This window comes from Collinsella sp. LCP21S3_A9 (assembly GCF_052118785.1).
In the GTDB taxonomy this organism is placed as follows: domain Bacteria; phylum Actinomycetota; class Coriobacteriia; order Coriobacteriales; family Coriobacteriaceae; genus Collinsella.
On sequence record NZ_JBQKGN010000009.1, the window covers coordinates 71,495 to 89,415 of the forward strand.

General features: G+C 60.0%; 18 protein-coding genes. 17 read left to right on the forward strand and 1 reads right to left on the reverse strand.

The window, feature by feature from the left end:
* Positions 1–39 precede the first annotated feature (39 nt).
* The 14 genes from ACTQ05_RS05500 to ACTQ05_RS05565 all read left to right on the forward strand — a co-directional run bounded on the left by ACTQ05_RS05500 (position 40) and on the right by ACTQ05_RS05565 (position 13,105).
* Positions 40–843, forward strand: coding sequence for an L-threonylcarbamoyladenylate synthase (locus ACTQ05_RS05500; RefSeq protein WP_427747817.1), 804 nt, complete (start codon positions 40–42; stop codon positions 841–843).
* The gene (glpK, locus tag ACTQ05_RS05505) at positions 797–2,338 is read left to right on the forward strand and encodes a glycerol kinase GlpK (protein ID WP_154518372.1); all 1,542 of its coding nucleotides are present in this window, start codon (positions 797–799) and stop codon (positions 2,336–2,338) included. The genes ACTQ05_RS05500 and glpK overlap by 47 nt, the downstream gene beginning before the upstream one ends.
* A gap of 123 nt (positions 2,339–2,461) precedes the next feature.
* Positions 2,462–3,109 carry a uracil phosphoribosyltransferase gene (gene upp, locus ACTQ05_RS05510; protein ID WP_040359658.1) on the forward strand — a complete coding sequence of 216 codons (648 nt, stop codon included), beginning with the start codon at positions 2,462–2,464 and terminating at the stop codon, positions 3,107–3,109.
* Between the two features lie 468 nt (positions 3,110–3,577).
* Positions 3,578–3,871, forward strand: a complete 294-nt coding sequence (locus tag ACTQ05_RS05515) for a hypothetical protein (RefSeq protein WP_441067848.1) — start codon at positions 3,578–3,580, stop codon at positions 3,869–3,871.
* Positions 3,872–3,916: 45 nt separating this feature from the next.
* A complete protein-coding gene (gene atpB, locus ACTQ05_RS05520) occupies positions 3,917–4,714 on the forward strand; it encodes a F0F1 ATP synthase subunit A (RefSeq protein ID WP_441032000.1) in 798 nt (265 codons plus the stop codon).
* 98 nt (positions 4,715–4,812) lie between these two features.
* Complete coding sequence (locus ACTQ05_RS05525) at positions 4,813–5,004, forward strand: ATP synthase F0 subunit C (protein ID WP_427727739.1); 192 nt, start codon at positions 4,813–4,815, stop codon at positions 5,002–5,004.
* 21 nt (positions 5,005–5,025) lie between these two features.
* On the forward strand, positions 5,026–5,622 hold the full coding sequence (gene atpF, locus ACTQ05_RS05530) for a F0F1 ATP synthase subunit B (protein WP_427727741.1): 597 nt from the start codon (positions 5,026–5,028) through the stop codon (positions 5,620–5,622).
* Positions 5,615–6,091 carry a F0F1 ATP synthase subunit delta gene (locus ACTQ05_RS05535; RefSeq protein ID WP_427727743.1) on the forward strand — a complete coding sequence of 159 codons (477 nt, stop codon included), beginning with the start codon at positions 5,615–5,617 and terminating at the stop codon, positions 6,089–6,091. Before atpF ends, ACTQ05_RS05535 begins: the two co-directional genes overlap by 8 nt.
* 2 nt (positions 6,092–6,093) lie before the next feature.
* Positions 6,094–7,701, forward strand: a complete 1,608-nt coding sequence (atpA, locus tag ACTQ05_RS05540; RefSeq protein ID WP_441063903.1) for a F0F1 ATP synthase subunit alpha — start codon at positions 6,094–6,096, stop codon at positions 7,699–7,701.
* Between the two features lie 5 nt (positions 7,702–7,706).
* Positions 7,707–8,615: an ATP synthase F1 subunit gamma gene (gene atpG, locus ACTQ05_RS05545; protein ID WP_441049241.1), complete on the forward strand. Its 909-nt coding sequence runs from the start codon at positions 7,707–7,709 to the stop codon at positions 8,613–8,615.
* Positions 8,615–10,069: a F0F1 ATP synthase subunit beta gene (gene atpD, locus ACTQ05_RS05550; RefSeq protein ID WP_427727748.1), complete on the forward strand. Its 1,455-nt coding sequence runs from the start codon at positions 8,615–8,617 to the stop codon at positions 10,067–10,069. The genes atpG and atpD overlap by 1 nt, the downstream gene beginning before the upstream one ends.
* Positions 10,070–10,074: 5 nt before the next feature.
* Positions 10,075–10,467, forward strand: a complete 393-nt coding sequence (atpC, locus tag ACTQ05_RS05555) for an ATP synthase F1 subunit epsilon (RefSeq protein WP_441538272.1) — start codon at positions 10,075–10,077, stop codon at positions 10,465–10,467.
* Positions 10,468–10,555: 88 nt separating this feature from the next.
* Positions 10,556–11,839 carry a UDP-N-acetylglucosamine 1-carboxyvinyltransferase gene (gene murA / locus ACTQ05_RS05560; RefSeq protein ID WP_441538262.1) on the forward strand — a complete coding sequence of 428 codons (1,284 nt, stop codon included), beginning with the start codon at positions 10,556–10,558 and terminating at the stop codon, positions 11,837–11,839.
* Positions 11,840–11,851: 12 nt separating this feature from the next.
* A complete protein-coding gene (locus ACTQ05_RS05565) occupies positions 11,852–13,105 on the forward strand; it encodes an LCP family protein (RefSeq protein WP_441538264.1) in 1,254 nt (417 codons plus the stop codon).
* Positions 13,106–13,358: 253 nt separating this feature from the next.
* Here the strand turns inward: ACTQ05_RS05565 and pepT are convergent, their stop codons facing one another.
* Positions 13,359–14,606 (reverse strand): peptidase T, encoded by a 1,248-nt coding sequence (pepT, locus tag ACTQ05_RS05570; protein ID WP_427719695.1) that lies wholly within the window; start codon positions 14,604–14,606, stop codon positions 13,359–13,361.
* 120 nt (positions 14,607–14,726) lie between these two features.
* Here pepT and ACTQ05_RS05575 point away from each other — a divergent pair, with 120 nt between their 5' ends.
* The 3 genes from ACTQ05_RS05575 (at position 14,727) to ACTQ05_RS05585 (ending at position 17,631) form a co-directional block, all read left to right on the forward strand.
* Positions 14,727–15,149, forward strand: a complete 423-nt coding sequence (locus tag ACTQ05_RS05575; protein WP_441538266.1) for a metal-dependent transcriptional regulator — start codon at positions 14,727–14,729, stop codon at positions 15,147–15,149.
* 12 nt (positions 15,150–15,161) lie between these two features.
* Complete coding sequence (locus tag ACTQ05_RS05580) at positions 15,162–16,055, forward strand: homocysteine S-methyltransferase family protein (protein WP_441538268.1); 894 nt, start codon at positions 15,162–15,164, stop codon at positions 16,053–16,055.
* 175 nt (positions 16,056–16,230) lie between these two features.
* A complete protein-coding gene (locus tag ACTQ05_RS05585) occupies positions 16,231–17,631 on the forward strand; it encodes a phosphoglucomutase/phosphomannomutase family protein (protein ID WP_427719693.1) in 1,401 nt (466 codons plus the stop codon).
* Positions 17,632–17,921 lie beyond the last annotated feature (290 nt).

Sequence of the window (17,921 nt, forward strand, 5' to 3'; positions counted from 1 at the left end):
AAACAAACTTTCACCAGAGTGTAAGGGGCTGGCATACACATGCAGACGGTCTATCGGGTATTCGAGGGAGCGCGCGAGCCGCATCGGCTCGCCGTCGAGCGTACGGCCGAGGTGCTCGGCCGTGGCGGCCTGGCCCTGATTCCAACCGAGACCGTCTATGGCGTCGCTGTGGCAGTCAACGCCTTCTCGGACGCCGTGCCCCAAGATACAAGCGAATCTCTGCCGTGGCCGCGCGATCCGCAGGCTGCCGTCAACGGCGCCGCGGTGCCCGCGCTCGGTACCGGCTACCGTCGCATCTTTACCCTCAAGCAGCGTGAGCTCACCCAAACGGTCGCCTGGCTGGTCGATGATGCCGAGGCCCTCGACCGCTACGGCGTGGATATCCCAGAAGAGGCACGCATACTTGCCCGACGATGCTGGCCGGGCGCCCTGACTATTGTGGTCAAGGCGGCTCCCTGCGTGCCGACCTTTATGCGTGCCGCCGACGACACGGTGGCTCTTCGCGCGTCGGCATCGCCCGTGGTACAGGCGCTCATCTGCACCTGTGGCAGCCCACTTGCCTGTACGAGCGCCAATACACACGGCGCGCCCGCGCCGGCAAGCTTTGCCGACGTTGAAGACCGCATTCTAGAAGGGGTCGACGTGGCCGTCGACGCGGGCGAGACGCCGTGCCGCGACGCTTCGACCATCGTGTCGTTCCAGCACGGCGGGCTCCAGATCCTGCGCCAAGGCGCACTTCCCGCGTCAGAGATTGAGCGGGTCCTGTCCGACCCGATGCAACAGAAAGGTGTAAGCGATGTCGTTGAATCTGGGCAGTCTGGGCATGGAAGATGCCTCGTTTGACTTTGGCGGTTCCTACATCATGGCGCTCGACTGCGGCACCACCTCGGTACTTGCGACCATCGTCGACGAGTACGGCTGCATCGTCGCCCAAGCGCGCCGCAGCGTCAAAACCAGCTTCCCGCGTCCCGGCTGGGTGGAGCAAGACCCCATGGCGGTCCTTGCCAGCCAGATTGCGGTCATGATGGAGGTTCAGTTTAAGAGCGGGATTCATTCCGATCGCATCGCCGCCATCGGTATCTCCAATCAGCGTGAGACCACGGTGGTCTGGGACCGCGTGAGCGGCCAGCCCATCTATAACGCCATCGTATGGCAGTGCCGTCGCACCGCGTCTCTGATCGATAATTTGGTTGAGCAGGGCGCAGAAGAGCTGGTGCGCTCCCGCACGGGGCTTACGCTCGACCCGTATTTCTCGGCCTCCAAGGTGCAGTGGATTCTCGACAACGTCGACGGCGCACGCGAGAGCGCGGCGGCGGGCGACCTCATGTTCGGCACCATCGACACCTGGCTCATCTACAACCTCACCGGCAGCCAGGTCTTTGCCACCGACTACACCAATGCCAGCCGCACGGCACTCTTTAATATCCATACGCTCGATTGGGACGACGACCTGCTGGCGCTCTTTGACGTTCCACGTTCCATGATGCCCGAGGTTCGCTGGAGCTCGGGCGACTACGGCCGCGTCGCGAGCGACATCATGACCAACATGCCACCCATCATGGGCGTGGCGGGCGACCAGCAGGCGTCGCTGTTCGGCCACTGCTGTTTCCATCCCGGCCAGACCAAAAACACCTATGGCACTGGTTGCTTTATGCTCATGAACACCGGCGACGAGGTCGTCGAATCCAAGAACGGTCTGGTCTCCACCATCGGTATCGCCGCGGACGGCAAGATCAGCTATGCACTCGAGGGTTCCATCTTTGCTGCCGGCTCCACCATGAACTGGCTTCGCAACAACATGGGCATCATCTCGAGCGTGAGCGAGTCTGCACAACTCGCCGCTTCGATTAACGACAACGAGGGCTGCTACTTCGTTCCCGCCTTTGCGGGTTTGGGCGCCCCCTGGTGGGACCCGCGTGCCCGCGGTATCGTGTGCGGTCTGACCGGCGCCTCGAGCCGTGCGACCATCGTACGTGCCGCCTGCGAATCCATGGCATATCAGAGCTACGACGTGCTGCGCGCCATGGAACAGGACGTGGGGCTTTCGATCGAACGCCTGTCTGTCGATGGCGGCGCGTCGCGCAACGAGTTCATCATGCAATTCCAGGCCGACCTGCTGGATATCCCCGTGCTGCAATGCGAGACGGTGGAGACCACGGCAATCGGTGCCGCGTACTTGGCGGGCCTTGCCGTCGGCTATTGGGAAGACCTGGAAGAGCTGGAGCAAAATGCCCAGATCGTTAGGACCTTCCTTCCCCACATGTCCGCCGAGCGCCGCGAGCAAAACCTTGCGGGCTGGCGCGATGCGGTCAAGCGCTCGCTCAGTACCGCACAGTAGGGCTGCGACGGGCCACTCGATACAGCAAACCGCTAAACTTGTGTATGGCGCGCGGCGGCAACATCGCTGCGCGCCATGCCAGCAAGGTCGTTTTACGGCCGCAACGAAAGGGGCAATCAACTCATGACCGTTACCTACGATGCGTCCCGTGTGACGCTTGTCGATCATCCGCTCGTCCAGCACAAGCTGTCGATCCTGCGCGACAAAAACACCGGCACCAATCAGTTCCGCCAGCTCGTGCGCGAACTCGCGCTTTTTGACGGCTACGAGGCCATGCGCGATCTGCCTATGGAAGACGTCGAGGTCGAGACCCCCATCACTACCGCCACGTTCAAACAGCTCGCCGGCAAGAAACTCGCCATCGTGCCCATCCTGCGTGCGGGCCTTGGCATGGTTGACGGCATCCTCGACCTGGTGCCCTCCGCTCGCGTGGGCCACATCGGTATGGAGCGCGACGAGGTTACCCACGAACCGCATGAGTATTACTGCAAGATGCCCAAGGATATCGACCAGCGCATCTGCCTGGTTGTCGACCCCATGCTCGCCACGGGCGGTTCGGCCGAGATGGCCATCAGCTACCTGCGCGAGCGCGGTGTCAAGGACATCCGCATGCTGTGCATCGTCGCGGCCCCCGAGGGCCTCAAGTCGCTGACCGAGAAGGACCCAGATGTGCATATCTATACCTGCGCCATCGACGACCATCTCAACGAGGCCGCCTACATCGTTCCCGGCCTCGGCGACGCCGGCGACCGCATCTACGGCACGCTCTAGTCGCCAGGCATGGGCAGCTGCACGTGCTCATTCGTGCATGATTGGTGCGTGCGGGTGTACGAGTGACGCCTGCACGCATATTTATGAGTGTCGTCGCAGCCACCGAGGGCCCAAAACGCGCTATACCGTAGGTACGGTATAAAGAGTGTCTTAAGAAAATGTACAGTTGTGTATTAACTTACGTTTTCCCACTTGTCATCGCGTGTTCGGTTCGTACAATAGTCAACAACGCTGTCGTGCTGCGCTTACGCGGGTGCGGCGGCGTTTGTCAAGTACGCTCGTCGGCCATCGCGACCCATTCGTCCTCAGTGCTCGGCCTTTTGTCCGTTTGACACCCCAAGGGGCTAAAGACGCGATTAAGGTTGGGTAACAGTGCATTGATTTTGCAATCACGCGCCCTAAAATACTAGGACGATGTGAGCGGGGTATGGCTCCATGTGGGCTATATGTCGCGAGAAGGGAACGCACATGCCGGTTGAGCTGGCAGGCCACGTGCCGTTCATCGCAACGGGATTCGTCGTCGGTCTTGTTGCATTTTTGCCGTTGTACCTTGCGCTTGCTCCGGTGCTGGCGCATCGACGCGATGCCAACATGACGGTAGGCATGTTGGGTACCATAGTGTCGTTTGCGGTGCTCTTTATGGGCGTCGTAATTGTGCACCTGGTAGCCCCCGTGGCGCTCATCGCCTTTTTGTGCGGCGAGCTCGCCGGGTTTTTGATTTGTTGGATCGTGATCGCCTGCATGGTGATTATGAAGGATTAAAGGCGTTGCCCCACCTTGGTGCGGGCAAACAGGGAAGGTGGAATCTTGGACGCATTTGCCAAGTTACCCAGCGCGATCGCCGAGCTCGTCGCTGAGTTCTCCTCGGCTCCGGTCGTGGGTGACCTTAACGCGGGCCTGACGCAGTACTCGTTCTGGCTGCTTATCGCCGCTGTCGTCATGTTCGTGGTCTTTTTCGCGTTTACTAAGAAGCAGAAGGTTGTCCCCGAGGGCTTCTTCGTTAACGGCGTCGAGTGGGTCATCGAGTACGTGCAGGACGATATCGCCAAGGGTGTCGTTGGCGACAACTGGAAGAAGCACTTCCCGTTTTTGGCCTCGCTGTTCTTCTTTATCCTGATCAACAACTTTATCGGCCTCATCCCCGGCATGAAGCCCGGCACCGGTGCCATCGGCTGTACCGCCGCCCTCGCACTCGTGTCGTTTGTGTACTTCATCTATTTTGGTATCAAGAAGCACGGCTTCTTTGGGTACTTCAAGAGCCTCGCCCCTGCGGGCGTCGCCTTCCCCATGAACGTCTTCGTGTGGGTCATCGAGCTCTTCTCGCTGTGCCTGCGCCTGGTCACGCTCGCCGTCCGTCTGTTCTGCAACATGTTCGCCGGCCACATCGTCATGGGCTCGTTCGCCATCATGGCCACACTCTTTGCCCAGCCGATGCTGGAGCACTTTACGGCCATGAACGCCGTGGGCGCCCTGCCCAGCGTGGCGTGGGTTTTGATTCTTTTGGTAATCTACGCCGTCGAGCTGATCGTTGCCTTTGTTCAGGCATACGTTTTTACGGTCCTCGAGGCCGTGTACATTCAGATCGCAGAGGCTGACGCCCACTAGCGGTCGCATTTATTTGGTGTTCGGAGGCGCGGCACCCGCGTGCGCCTCTACAACATAGGTATTTATCCTGCGCACACGCGCACGACAAAGGAGGAATCGTGGGAGTTATCGGATATGGTCTCGGCGTTATCGGTGCCGGTCTCGCAATTGGTCTTGCAGCACTCGGTGCTACGGGCGCTATGGCTCGTCAGCCTGAGGTCCAGGGCCGTGCCTTCACCGTCTTCATTCTTGCATCTGCATTCACCGAGGCTCTGGGCCTGATCGGCTTCGTCGTTACGCTGATTTCGTAATTGAGCACGAAGGTAGTCGCCATGAAGCATTTCAACCACGCGAAAGTCGCTGCTGCGCTGACGGGCGCCATGCTCGCCATGCCGGTGTCGGCATTCGCCGAGGAGTCTGAGAACAAGGCCGAGATCCTCGTCCCCAAGATGGCGGAATTCGTCCCTGCACTCATTGCCTTCCTCATCATCTTCATCGTTTTGGCCAAGTTTGCCTGGCCGCAGATTCTGCAGACGATGGAAGAGCGCGGCAAGCGCATCAAGGACAGCCTCGATGAGGCTGAGACCACCAAGCGCAAGGCCATCGAGGCCCGCAAGGAGTCCGACGCCCTCCTCACCGACGCCCGCCGTCAGGCTGCCGACATCGTGACCGCCGCCCGTCAGGACGCCGAGTCCGAGCGCGCCCGCATTATCGCCAAGGCTCACGAGGAGGCCGAGGACATCATTGCCAAGGCCCACGCCAACGCCGAGGACGAGCGCAACTCCATCTATGCCGCCGCTGCCGGCTCCATCGCCGATCTTTCCGTCTCCGTTGCGACCAAGATTGTCGGCGAGGCCCTCGAGAACGACGACGAGCAGCGTCGTCTGATCGAGCGCTACATCAAGGAAGCAGGTAGCCTGAATGCCTAACAGCCGCATGGAGAACAGGGTTCTCGAGACCTATGCACGTACCCTCCTAGAGGCCGCTAAGGCCGAGGGCCGTGTGTTCCGCGATCTTCACGAGCTTGAGGTCATCGCGAACGCCAGCCCCGAGGTGCTTGCTGTCCTCGGTACCGTGTTCGAGCGCGGCCAGCTCGATCTTCTGCCGCAGATTGCATCGGCTTATCGGATGGTAACCGCGACCGACGAGGACGTCGTAGGCGTCACCGTCACCACGGCTGTCCCGCTCGATGACGAGCTGCGCCGCACGATTACCGAGAAATGCGAGGCCGATCTAAAGCGCAAGGTGTTCCTGATCGAGAAGGTCGATCCGTCCATCATCGGCGGTCTGATTCTCGAGGCCCGCGGCCAGCGTCGCGACGTTACCGTCAAGACCCAGCTGCGCGCAGCGCGTGAGGCCCTCGGTTCCACGATTTTGAATAACGGAGGTGAAGCCTAGTTATGTCCGATACCCTCAATGCCGAAAGCATCGCCCGCGCCCTGCAGGCGAAGCTCGATGGCCTGGCGGCTACCGTCGACACGCAAGAGGTTTCCCATGTTGACGAGGTTGGCGACGGCATCGCGCGCGTCTCGGGACTGCGCAACGCCATGGCCGGCGAGCTCTTGGAGTTCAAGAGCTCCGAGACCGGCGAGACCGTCTACGGCCTTGCCCAGAACCTCGACCGCGATGAGGTCGGTGCTGTTCTGTTCGGCGCCGTCAACGTCATCAAGGAAGGCGACGAGTGCCGTACCACCGGTCGCGTCATGGATATTCCCGTGAGCCGCGCCATGCTCGGTCGCGTCGTCAACCCGCTGGGCCAGCCCATCGACGGCCTGGGCGATATCGTCGCCACGCACCGTCGCCCCATCGAGTTCAAGGCCCCCGGCGTTATCGACCGCACCCCGGTCTGCGAGCCGGTTCAGACTGGTCTGCTCGCTATCGACTCCATGGTTCCTATCGGCCGTGGCCAGCGTGAGCTCATCATCGGCGACCGTAAGACCGGCAAGACCGCCATCGCGATCGATGCCATCCTCAACCAGCGCGGTAAGGACATGGTCTGCATCTACGTCGCTATCGGCCAGAAGGCCTCTACGGTTGCCAACATCCGTGAGACCCTCGCCCAGCACGGCGCACTCGACTACACCATCATCGTCTCGGCTACCGCTGCCGACTCGGCCCCTATGCAGTACATCGCCCCTATGGCCGGTGCCGCTATCGGCGAGTTCTTTATGTACAACGGCGAGAACGGCGAGCCCGCCAGCGAGACCAACCCCGGCGGCCATGTGCTCGTCATCTACGATGACCTGTCCAAGCAGGCTGTGGCCTACCGTCAGATGTCGCTGACGCTGCATCGTCCGCCCGGACGCGAGGCCTATCCTGGCGACATCTTCTACCTGCACTCTCGCCTGCTCGAGCGTGCCGTCAAGATGTCCAAGAAGAACGGCTACGGCTCCATGACGGCCCTGCCGGTCATCGAGACCCAGGACGGCGACGTTTCGGCCTACATTCCGACCAACGTCATTTCCATTACCGATGGTCAGATCTACCTGCAGTCCGAGCTCTTCTTCCAGGGCCAGCGCCCGGCAGTCGACGTCGGCATCTCGGTGTCGCGCGTCGGTGGCTCCGCTCAGACCAAGGCCATGAAGCAGGTCGCCGGCAACCTCCGTCTGGACCTTGCCGCCTACCGTGAGCTCGCCGGTTTTACCCAGTTCGGTTCCGACCTGGATGCAGCCACCCAAAAGCAGCTTACCCACGGTGCGCACATGACCGAGCTTCTTAAGCAGGCGCGCTTTAAGCCGTTCGACGTCGCCGAGCAGATCGTTACGCTGTTCGCCGGCAACGAGGGCTTTATCGACGACCTGCCCCTTTCCGAGGTGCTGCCGTTCCGCGCCGAGCTGCTCGAGTACATGAATGCTGGCTTTGGCGGCTTGCTGCAGAAGGTCCGTACCAACAAGATCGACGGCGAGACCAAAGAGCAGCTGCTTCAGGCCATCACCGATTTCAAGAACGAGTACGCCTCCAAGCATGCCTCCACCGCGAGCGCAGCTGAGGGCGCAGAGGAGAACTAAGCTCTATGGCTAACCTTCGCGACATTAAGAAGCGAATCTCCTCGGTCACGAGCACCAAGCAGATCACGCGCACGATGGAGATGGTATCTACGGCCAAGATCCGTCGCGCGCTCGATCGAGCCACGCAGGCTGAGCCCTACAAGAAGGCGCTCACCGACGTCATGCACACCGTTGCGAGCGATACAGAGACTGCCGGCGACAACCCCATGCTCAAGACGCATGAGGAGTTCAAGCGCGGTCTGATCATCGCGATCACGTCCGATCGCGGTCTGGCGGGCGGCTTCAACGTCAACGTTGAGCGCACCTGCGAGAAAATCGCTCGCGAATGGGCACATGATGGCGCCGAGTGCGAGATCATCGCATGCGGTCGCAAGGCGAGCGAGTATTTCCGCAGCCGTGCCAACACGGTCATGCACTTCGAGGGTTCCTCGGCCGACCCGAGCCTCGAGGATGCCCGCATGATCGCGAGCTATATCTGCGACGAGTACTCCAAGGGTCAGCTCGACCGCGTCGAGATCGTGTACCATCACGCTCGCAACCGCGTCGATCAGGTTCTTCGTACCGAGCATTTGCTTCCGCTCGACCCCGAGATGATCGCCATGGCACATGGCCCGCGCAAGAACGCAGACGAGGGCCCCGAGCGCGTCTCGTCCTCGTTCAAGTTCGTGCCGAGCGCCCAGCATGTGTTGGCTGAGCTGGTCCCCAGCTACATCCTGACCGTCATTCACCAGGCGCTGATCGATTCGGCCGCCGCCGAGCAGGGTGCGCGCCGTAAGGCCATGCACTCCGCCACGGAGAACGCGTCGTCGATCATCTCGACTCTTACCCGTACGTATAACCGCGTGCGTCAGGCTTCCATTACCACGGAGATCAACGAGATCGTGGGCGGAGCCGCAGCATTGGAGGAACACTAATGGCAGATACCACCGTTAAAGCGGCGGTCGAGGAGGCCACGGCACGTCAGACGGCCGGTGAGGGGCGTATCGTCCGTATCATCGGCGCAGTTGTCGACGTTAAGTTCGATGGCGCTGTCCCCTCGATCTACAACGCGCTCACGGTCGAGGCCGATACGCCGATGGGTCACATCAGCACCATCCTGGAGGTTGAGTCTCAGCTTCCCGGCGGTGTCGTTCGTACCGTCGCCATGACGTCGACCGACGGCTTGCAGCGCGGCGTCGTCGCGGTCGACACCGGCGCACCCATGAAGATGCCCGTCGGCCCCGAGACCCTCGGCCGCATTTGGAATGTTATGGGCCAGCCTGTCGATGGCAAGCCCATGCCCCAGATCGATGAGTTTTATCCCATCCATCACCCGGCACCTCATTTCGACGAGCTCACTACCAAGACCGAGATTTTCGAGACCGGCATTAAGGCCGTCGACCTGCTCGAGCCCTACATCCGTGGCGGCAAGACGGGTCTGTTTGGCGGTGCCGGCGTCGGCAAGACCGTTCTGATTCAGGAGCTCATCAACAACCTCGCCCAGGAGCATGGCGGCACCTCGGTGTTCACCGGCGTTGGCGAGCGTACCCGTGAGGGTACCGACCTGTTCCTCGAGATGAGCGAGTCTGGCGTTATCGATAAGACCTGCTTGGTCTACGGTCAGATGAACGAGCCGCCTGGAGCGCGTCTGCGCATTGGTCTGGCCGGCCTCACCACCGCTGAGTACTTCCGCGATCGTGGCCAGGACGTCCTGCTGTTCATCGATAACATTTTCCGCTTCTCCCAGGCCGGTTCCGAGGTTTCCGCCCTTCTGGGCCGTATGCCGTCCGCTGTTGGCTACCAGCCCACGCTGGCTACCGAGATGGGCGACCTCCAGGAGCGCATTACCTCGACCAAGACGGGTTCCATCACCTCCGTTCAGGCTGTCTACGTCCCTGCAGACGACCTGACCGACCCGGCTCCCGCCACGACGTTTACACACCTCGACGCCACGACCGTTCTTTCGCGTTCCATCGCCGAGCTCGGTCTGTATCCCGCAATCGACCCCTTGGCTTCCTCTTCCGACGCCCTGGATCCCTCGATTGTCGGCGAGGAGCACTATCGTGTGGCCGTCGCAGTCCAAGAGCTGCTCCAGGAGTACTCCGACCTGCAGGACATCATCGCCATTCTGGGTATGGACGAGCTTTCCGAGGAGCAGCGCCTTACGGTCAACCGTGCCCGTAAGCTCCAGCAGTTCCTGTCTCAGTCCTTCCACGTCGCCGAGCAGTTCACCGGCAACCCCGGTGTCTACATCCGTGTCGAGGACACGGTCCGCTCGTTTGCCGCCATTGTCGACGGCGAGTGCGACGACCTGCCCGAGCAGGCGTTCCGTTATGCGTCCACGATTGACGACGTGCGCGAGCGCGCCGCCAAGATGGAGGAGAAGTAGTGGCTATGCAAATCCGCATCGTGTGTCCGGAGAGCTGCGCCTATGAAGGTGAGGCGGCATTTGTCGCCCTGCCTTCCACGGACGGCGAGTTCGGCATTCTTCCGCGTCACGCTAGCGAGATCTGCACGATCGATCGCGGCTACGTTCGCGTTTGTGATAAGCAAATGGGCACCGTCGACCACACGTTTGCTGTGGACGGCGGCTATGCCCAGGTTGCGGACGATGTCGTGATTATCCTCGCCGAGCGCGCTTGCGATTTGGCGACCGTCGATGCCGACAAGCTTAAAGCTGATATTCAAGGTTTTGAAGAGAAGCTGGGTAATTTGTCGGAGGATGATGCACGCCGCGCCTACCTCTATAATGAAATCGCATGGTGTAAGCTCATGCTTGCCCAATAGTCAAACGATTTGGCGTTCGACCATTTGCGAACACATCATGCCCGGGATGGCCCAGCCATCCCGGGCATGCTTTTTGAAAGGGTAGACCTTGGATATTATCCGTGTTGAAGGTGGCCACACCATCGGAGGCTCCGTGCCCGTTTCGGGTGCAAAGAACTCTGCACTCAAACTCATGGCGGCAACGCTTCTGGCACCGGGGAAGACGACGCTGCAGAACGTGCCCGATATCTCGGATGTCCATGTTATGGGCAAGGTGCTCAAGGGTATGGGCGCCAAGATTGACGTTCTCGATGAGCATACGCTCGAGATCGACACTTCTCAGGTTGATTCCTGGGAGGCTCCCTACGAGCTTGTCGCCAAGATGCGCGCCTCCACGGCCGTGATGGGTCCCCTGCTGGGCCGTTTCCATCGTGCCAAGATTGCCATGCCGGGTGGCTGCAATCTGGGTGCCCGTAAGATCGACATGCACATCTTGGGTCTTGAGGCGCTGGGCGTAGAATTCGACACTGCACACGGTTACATCAATGCCAACGCTCCTCAGGGGTTGCGTGGTACCACGGTTACGCTTGAATTTGCCAGCGTCGGCGCTACCGAGAACCTCATCATGGCGGCCGTGCGCGCACAAGGCACTACGGTTATCGATAATGCGGCTCGCGAGCCCGAGATCGTCGACCTTGCCAACATGCTCAACGAGATGGGCGCCAAGATTGTTGGCGCCGGCACGCCCGTCGTGACCATCGAAGGTGTGGACGAGTTGCATCCCGTTACCCATCGCGTGGTGGGCGACCGCATCGAGGCCGGCACCTTTATCGTTGCCGGTGCCCTGATGGCCGATGACCGCGGAGTCGACGTTACGGGCTTTTGCCCCATTCACTTGGGCATGGTGCTCAAGAAGATGGAGCTCATGGGTGTCGAGTGTGAGCGAATCGAGAATGGCGTTCACGTGAGTCGTGTCGAGCGCATCAGGCCGGTCGATATTCAGACACTTCCGTTCCCGGGCTTCCCGACGGACATGCAGGCACAGATCATGGTGCTTTCCGCTCTTGCTGATGGCAGCTCTGTGATTACCGAGAATATCTTCGAGAACCGCTTCATGTTCGCGTCGGAGTTGGTCCGTATGGGCGCGGATATCCGCATCGAAAGCCATCACGCCATGATTCATGGCGTCAAGGGGTTCTCGGGTGCACAGGTTACCTCGCCTGATCTGCGCGGCGGCGCCGCGCTCGTCGTTGCTGGCCTTATCGCCGACGGCGTTACCGAGGTCTCGGCCATCCATCACATCAAACGTGGCTATGAGCAGTTTGTCGAAAAACTGCAGGCACTTGGTGCAAACGTCGAGCACGCCACTGTTCCCGATCCCGTCATCTACTAATGCAGGTTGCCTATGTTTAATAATAAGAAGCCCTTAGCGGATACTCGAAGACCTTCAACCGGCGCACAGGCCAAGATCTACAGTCGCGATAATGTTGCACGCTACTCCGAGCGCGCTCGTCAGCGCCGCCGCGGCCAGACAATCCGTCGCGTTGCGCTTATCGCCGTGCTTGGCGTGCTGTTGAGCGCTACGACTGCCGCCGGGCTGTGGTTCGCCAACATTATGGGCAAGCTTGGCGATTCCAATGTCATTACCGACAATCTGCGCCATATCTTGGTGGATACCAATGAGGCCAAGGATCCGTTCTACGTGCTTCTTTTGGGTACCGATGGTCGTCCGGGCGAGGACACGTATCGCGCCGATTCAATTATCTTGGCGCGCATCGACCCTACGCAAAAGCAGGCTACGCTTATATCCATTCCACGTGATACCAAGGTTGTCTATAACGGCGAAACCATGAAGGTCAACGCCTGCCATACCTATGGCGGTGCCGAGGCCATGGTTCAAGCGGTCAATGAGCTGTGCGGCGTGCAGATTTCCCACTATGCCGAGGTTAGCTTTGACGGTATGCAATCATTGATTGACTCTGTGGGCGGTATCGACATCAACGCCACCGATGATGTCGATGACCCCGAGCATCTGGACATTAAGATTACGGCAGGCCAGCAGCACATGGACGGTGCTACCGCGCTCACCTATGCCCGTTGCCGCTATACCTATGCCGACGGCGACTATACGCGCATGCGTCACCAACGCCAGGTGCTTGGTGCCCTTGCCAACCAGATTCTCAACAACTTTGATGCTACGAAGGTCTTCGACCTGGTTAATTCGCTGTCCGATATGCTTGTGACCGATATGAGCGTTCAGGACATCGTGTCTACGGTCAATGCTATGCGCGGCATGGATGTCGATGGCATCTATTCGGCGAATCTGCCTTCCTACGCAGATGAAACCACCATGATCGACGGCCAGAGCTATGTCTTTGTCTACGAGGACGAGCTTAAGGAGATGATGGCGCGCGTCGATGCCGGCAAGGATCCTAAGGGACCAAACACCATGGGCCTATCCGACGGAACCAGCTCCACAATCGGTGATTTGAGCAACCATACTTCTGACGATTACGCCTACGGTACGGCCGGTTCGTCGGAAAGCTCGGACGATTCGAGCTATTCGGACGATTCGAGCTATTCGGACGATTCGGATTACAGCTCATATTATTACGAGGAGCCCACTGGCGACGGCAACGGTTACGAAGCCAACTACTAGGGTTGCGCGGGCTTGCCAGTCCGCGCAACGGCTCGACGTTGCGCGCCGCCCAGAGCGACAATTTGTCATTCAAAAGGCAGGGCATGACCAGAATCAATGTCCTGCCTTTTTCATGCCAACTTGTTCGCCCTGGACGTCGCTCGCTGACGTTGATTCAACCAGCGATGCCGACTACTCCCCTTGCACCAAAAAATCGCCCCGTTCTCGGTTTTGAGGACGGGGCGATTTTGCTTACCTAGATTATTCGAGTTCCTTATGCGAAGCGGGCGACGAGCTCCTGCAAGACGTCGGTCATTTTGACAAGCGAGCTGACCGGAACAAACTCATTGACGCCGTGGTAGCAGTAGCCGCCCGTCGAAAGGTTGGGACAGGGCAGGCCGCGGAACGACAGCTGTGCACCGTCGGTGCCGCCGCGAATCGGCAGCACCTGGGGCTCAACATCGCAGGCAAGGAAGGATTCCTTAGCGACATCGATCAGCTCTGGGTAGTCGCGGACAATCTCGGCCATGTTACGGTACTGGTGCTTGATCTCGACCGTTACGCGCTCCTCGCCCAGACGCTGGTTGAGCAGCGCGGCGGCAGCATCCATCAGATCGAGCTTCTGCTGGAACTTGGCGGCATCGTGATCACGGACGATATAGCGCGCCGTGGCATGGTCGACTGTGGCAGAAACGCCCTCGAGGTGATAGAAGCCCTCGTAGCCCTCGGTGTATTCCGGACGCTGCACGTAGGGAAGCAGGGCATTGAAGTCGCAGAACAGATTGCCCGCGTTAACCATGCGGCCCTTGGCGTCGCCGGGGTGAATGGACTGGCCCTCAAAGCTAACGGTAGCCTCGGCGGCGTTGAAGCACTCCCACTCAAGCTCGCCAACCGGACCGCCGTCGACTGTGTAGGCATACTTACAGCCAAAGTCCTCGATATCCAACAGCTCGGCACCGTGGCCGATTTCCTCGTCCGGGCAGAAACAAATACCAAGCGTGGGGTGGGGCAGGCTGGGGTCCTGTGCAATGCGTGCGACGAGCGCCATAATCTCGGCGACACCGGCCTTATCGTCGGCGCCCAGCAGCGTGGTGCCGTCGGTGCAAACCAGGTCCTCGCCCAAAAGGTTGTTGAGGGCGGGGAGCTTGGCGGTGCTCATGGATACGGGCTTGCCGTCGACGATGCCGCAAACCAGGTCGCCGCCCTCGTAGTGCACGATGTGCGGCGCTACGCCGGCGCCCGGTGCGACCTCGGTGGTGTCGAGGTGCGCGATCAGGCCCAAGGCGGGCTTATTCTCGGAGCCGGCGCTCGCGGGAATGTGAGCGCAGACATAGGCGTTTTCGGTTACATGGGCATCGGTTGCACCAAGCTCGCGCAATTCCTCGGCAAGCACATTGGCAAGATCAAACTGGACGGTGCTCGACGGCACCTGGTCACAGTTGGCATCCTCGGACTGTGTGTTGATCTGGACGTAGCGCAAGAAACGCTCGAGTACGTCGGGGTTCGTGGTGGTGTTTTCCATAGAGACCGCTCCAATCTTGGTTGTCGTGTGCATCAAGAACTCTAGCACGGTATGCCGCGGCATACCGCGACGCTTGGATGGGGTAGAATCAGCCATTGAATGCAGAAGGGACGGATGTTCATGGATACGACAAATAGCTCGCGCGAGCTACATCTAACGGTGGCGAACGAAGACTACTTGGAGTGCATGGTTCGCATCGAGCGCGAGGATGGGGAGACTAATGGCGTGCGGTCGGTCGATATCGCACAGCGCCTTGGCGTTTCGAAGGCATCGGTCAACAAGGCGGTTTCGGCTCTCAAGGCATCCGAACTTGTCGAGCAGTCTCACTACGGCAAGGTTATCCTGACCAACCGTGGGCGCGAGGTCGGTTTGGCTATCTGGTATCGCCATCGCCTGATTCGCACATTTTTGGTCCAGGAGCTCGGCGTCGACTTTGAGCGCGCCGATGCCGAGGCCTGTATGATGGAGCACGCGCTTTCCGAGGACACAATGGTCCGTTGGCTCGCCTATCTCGAAAAGCAGGGAATCAGCATCGAGGAATAGCGAAACATATATATGGATACGAGTTATTACAATCGCTTCGGCGGCGAGGAGCTTATGCGCCGACTTGCCAGCGAGACGCTGCTGGCACAGGGTCCGATGGGCAGCGTGCTGCTGAGTGAATACGGTGCTGCCGATATTCCGCCGGCATTTTGGAACCTCGCCGAACCGCAGACGGTTTCTCGCATCCACCGACTGTATGCCGCCGCTGGTGCACAGGTGCTTATTACCAATACGTTCCAGGCATCGGGTTTTGCGCTCGATCGCGATGAAATCGCTCCATCTATGGCAGAGGTCAATCGCGGGGCGGTCGACGATGCCCGCCAGGCAAATCCCCAGCTATTGCTGGGGTCCATGGGGCCTATTGCGATTGAGTGGTTTGTCGAGGATTCTTCCGAGTATCGAGAGATTCGCGCAAATGCTCGCGAGCAGGCGTCCGCCCTGCTCAACGCCGGCGTCGACGGGATTCTGGTCGAGACGATCACGTCTATCCGCAATCTGCAGCCCGTGCTCGCCGGTGTCCATGATGCCGCTGATGGCATGCCCGTTCTGGTGAGCTTTGCTATTGATGACAAGGGCGACCTGCTGGGTGATGGCCTAAACATCGAAGGTGCCATCTTGTATGCCGAGAAGCACGGTGCGAGCTCGGTTGGGGTCAATTGCTGCACCCTGACAGCGGCTACCGCTGCGGTACCAAGAATGGTCAAGATAGCCACGACGCCCGTTACCGTACGTCCCAATGCGGGAAATCCGGTCCAAACGCAAGATGGGCCCGTGTGGCACGAGGACCCCGAAGCTTTCGCGCGCGCATGCGTCGAGTGGAAGCGGGCTGGCGCCGCAATGGCTGGTGGCTGTTGCGGAACCACGGCGATCACGACGGCTGCTATGGCAGACGCGCTCGATATATAGAGTCCCAAGAAAAGCACATTCGAATTACCGCCCCAACCGGGGCGGGTTTTTTGTCTATATGCGCCCTCGACGGCTTTTGCCTAAACGGTGAATGCGTGCGCCGGCGGCTTGCCGGGCACTCGTTGCGGGTATACCACTTGCGTACCATGATCCAAACACTGCGAGGTGTCTGCGAGTGTGCGCGATAATTCATTTTGGAACTGATGGCTGGCGCGCTCGCGTCGGCGAGGATTTTAACGCTGACAATGTTGCCCGTATCGCTGATGCCGCCGGCGAGCTCTGGCAAAAGACATATCCCGGCAAGACGGTATATATCGGGTATGACACCCGTCCCCGGGCGCGCGAGTTTGCAGAACTTGCAGCTGGCGTGCTTGCGGCCCATGGCCTTGATGCCGTGCTCGCGGCCCGTTTTGTACCCACGCCTGCCATCACGTGGGCTGCCGCATACGATGGCGAGGCGTGCGGGGCGCTCATGGTGACCGGTTCACATCATCCGCAGGGCTATCTCTGTCTCAAACTGCGCATGGGCGATGGTTCCACGGCAAACCAGGACGTCATCGAAGAACTCGAGGCAACGATGGCCGCCGAACCTCTGGGGCTCGAGGAGCAGTATCGCACGGCGGATATCATTCCCGACTATATGCGAGCGGTAGCATCGTTTGTCGATGCCGATGCCATTCGTGCCGCTCGTCTGCGCGTGGTGGTCGACCCCATGGGGGGAGCGGCTCAAGGTTATCTTGCCGATTTGCTGCGCGAGCTGGGTGTTGAGGTCCATGAGATTCATGCGGGGCAAGCATCGGATTGGAGGGATATCTGTCCCGATCCCGTAGAGCCGTGGGTGGATGCCTGCGAGCGTGCAGTTATCGAAGACGGCGCGTGTGCCGGCCTGGTGACCGATGGCGATGCTGACCGTATTGGCGCGGTCGACGAGCGCGGTAGATATATACATCCGCATCAGATCATGGCGCTCGTAATGGGCGAATTGGTTCAGTTTCGCAATTTGAAGGGGCGAGTCGTCGTCAATCTATCGTGCTCGACGCTTGTACGTCGTGTTGCCGAGGCACTCGGTTGCCGCGTGACCGTAAAACCGGTTGGCTTCAAATATATAGCCGCCGAGATGAAAAAAGACGGGGTGCTTATGGGCGGTGAGGAGGCCGGTGGCATCGGCATTGCCGCGCATATGCCCGAGCGTGACGGCATCCTCGCTTGCCTACTCCTGTGTGAGCTCATGGCAAAGACGGGGGCTTCGCTGGGCGTGCTGGTCGATCAGCTCGAGGCGAGTTTTGGAAAAACAAGTTATGGCCGCCGAGATTTACGACTTGAGGCAGAAGATGCCGAGTCGCTGCGCACGCTGCTTCCCGGTGTGAATCCCAAGTCGATTTGCGGCAAGGCGCCGCAGAGCGTAAGTCACATGGACGGCTTGCGTTTGGCATTTGAGGATGATACCTGGCTGTTGGTTCGCCCGAGTGGCACTGAGCCGGTGGTGCGAGTGTACGCCGAGGGCTTTTCGGTGGAGGAGCGCGACGAGTTGCTTGATGCCGGCTGCGCTTTGGCTCGGGGCGCATATCGGCTCTAGCCATGGGGCTGATCAATATAAAGATATGCTCGGCGAGTGGTAGGTAACGACTGGCAAGCGTCAGCTGCGGGTATAAATGTGTAGGAGTTGTGTGCAACCAGATTCCCGCCCCGCGGGCCCCTCCGGTCTGGCAATATATCTCCTTGCCGCGCGGCCCGGTCGGACCGGGAACCGGCGCAGGCGTGCACCTTGAGAACCGGATACTGCGAGGATGGACACACCAGATGTGTCGCATCCGGGCAGACATCGAACCATTTGAAATGGTCTGACTTGGATTCGTTTTTCGCAAG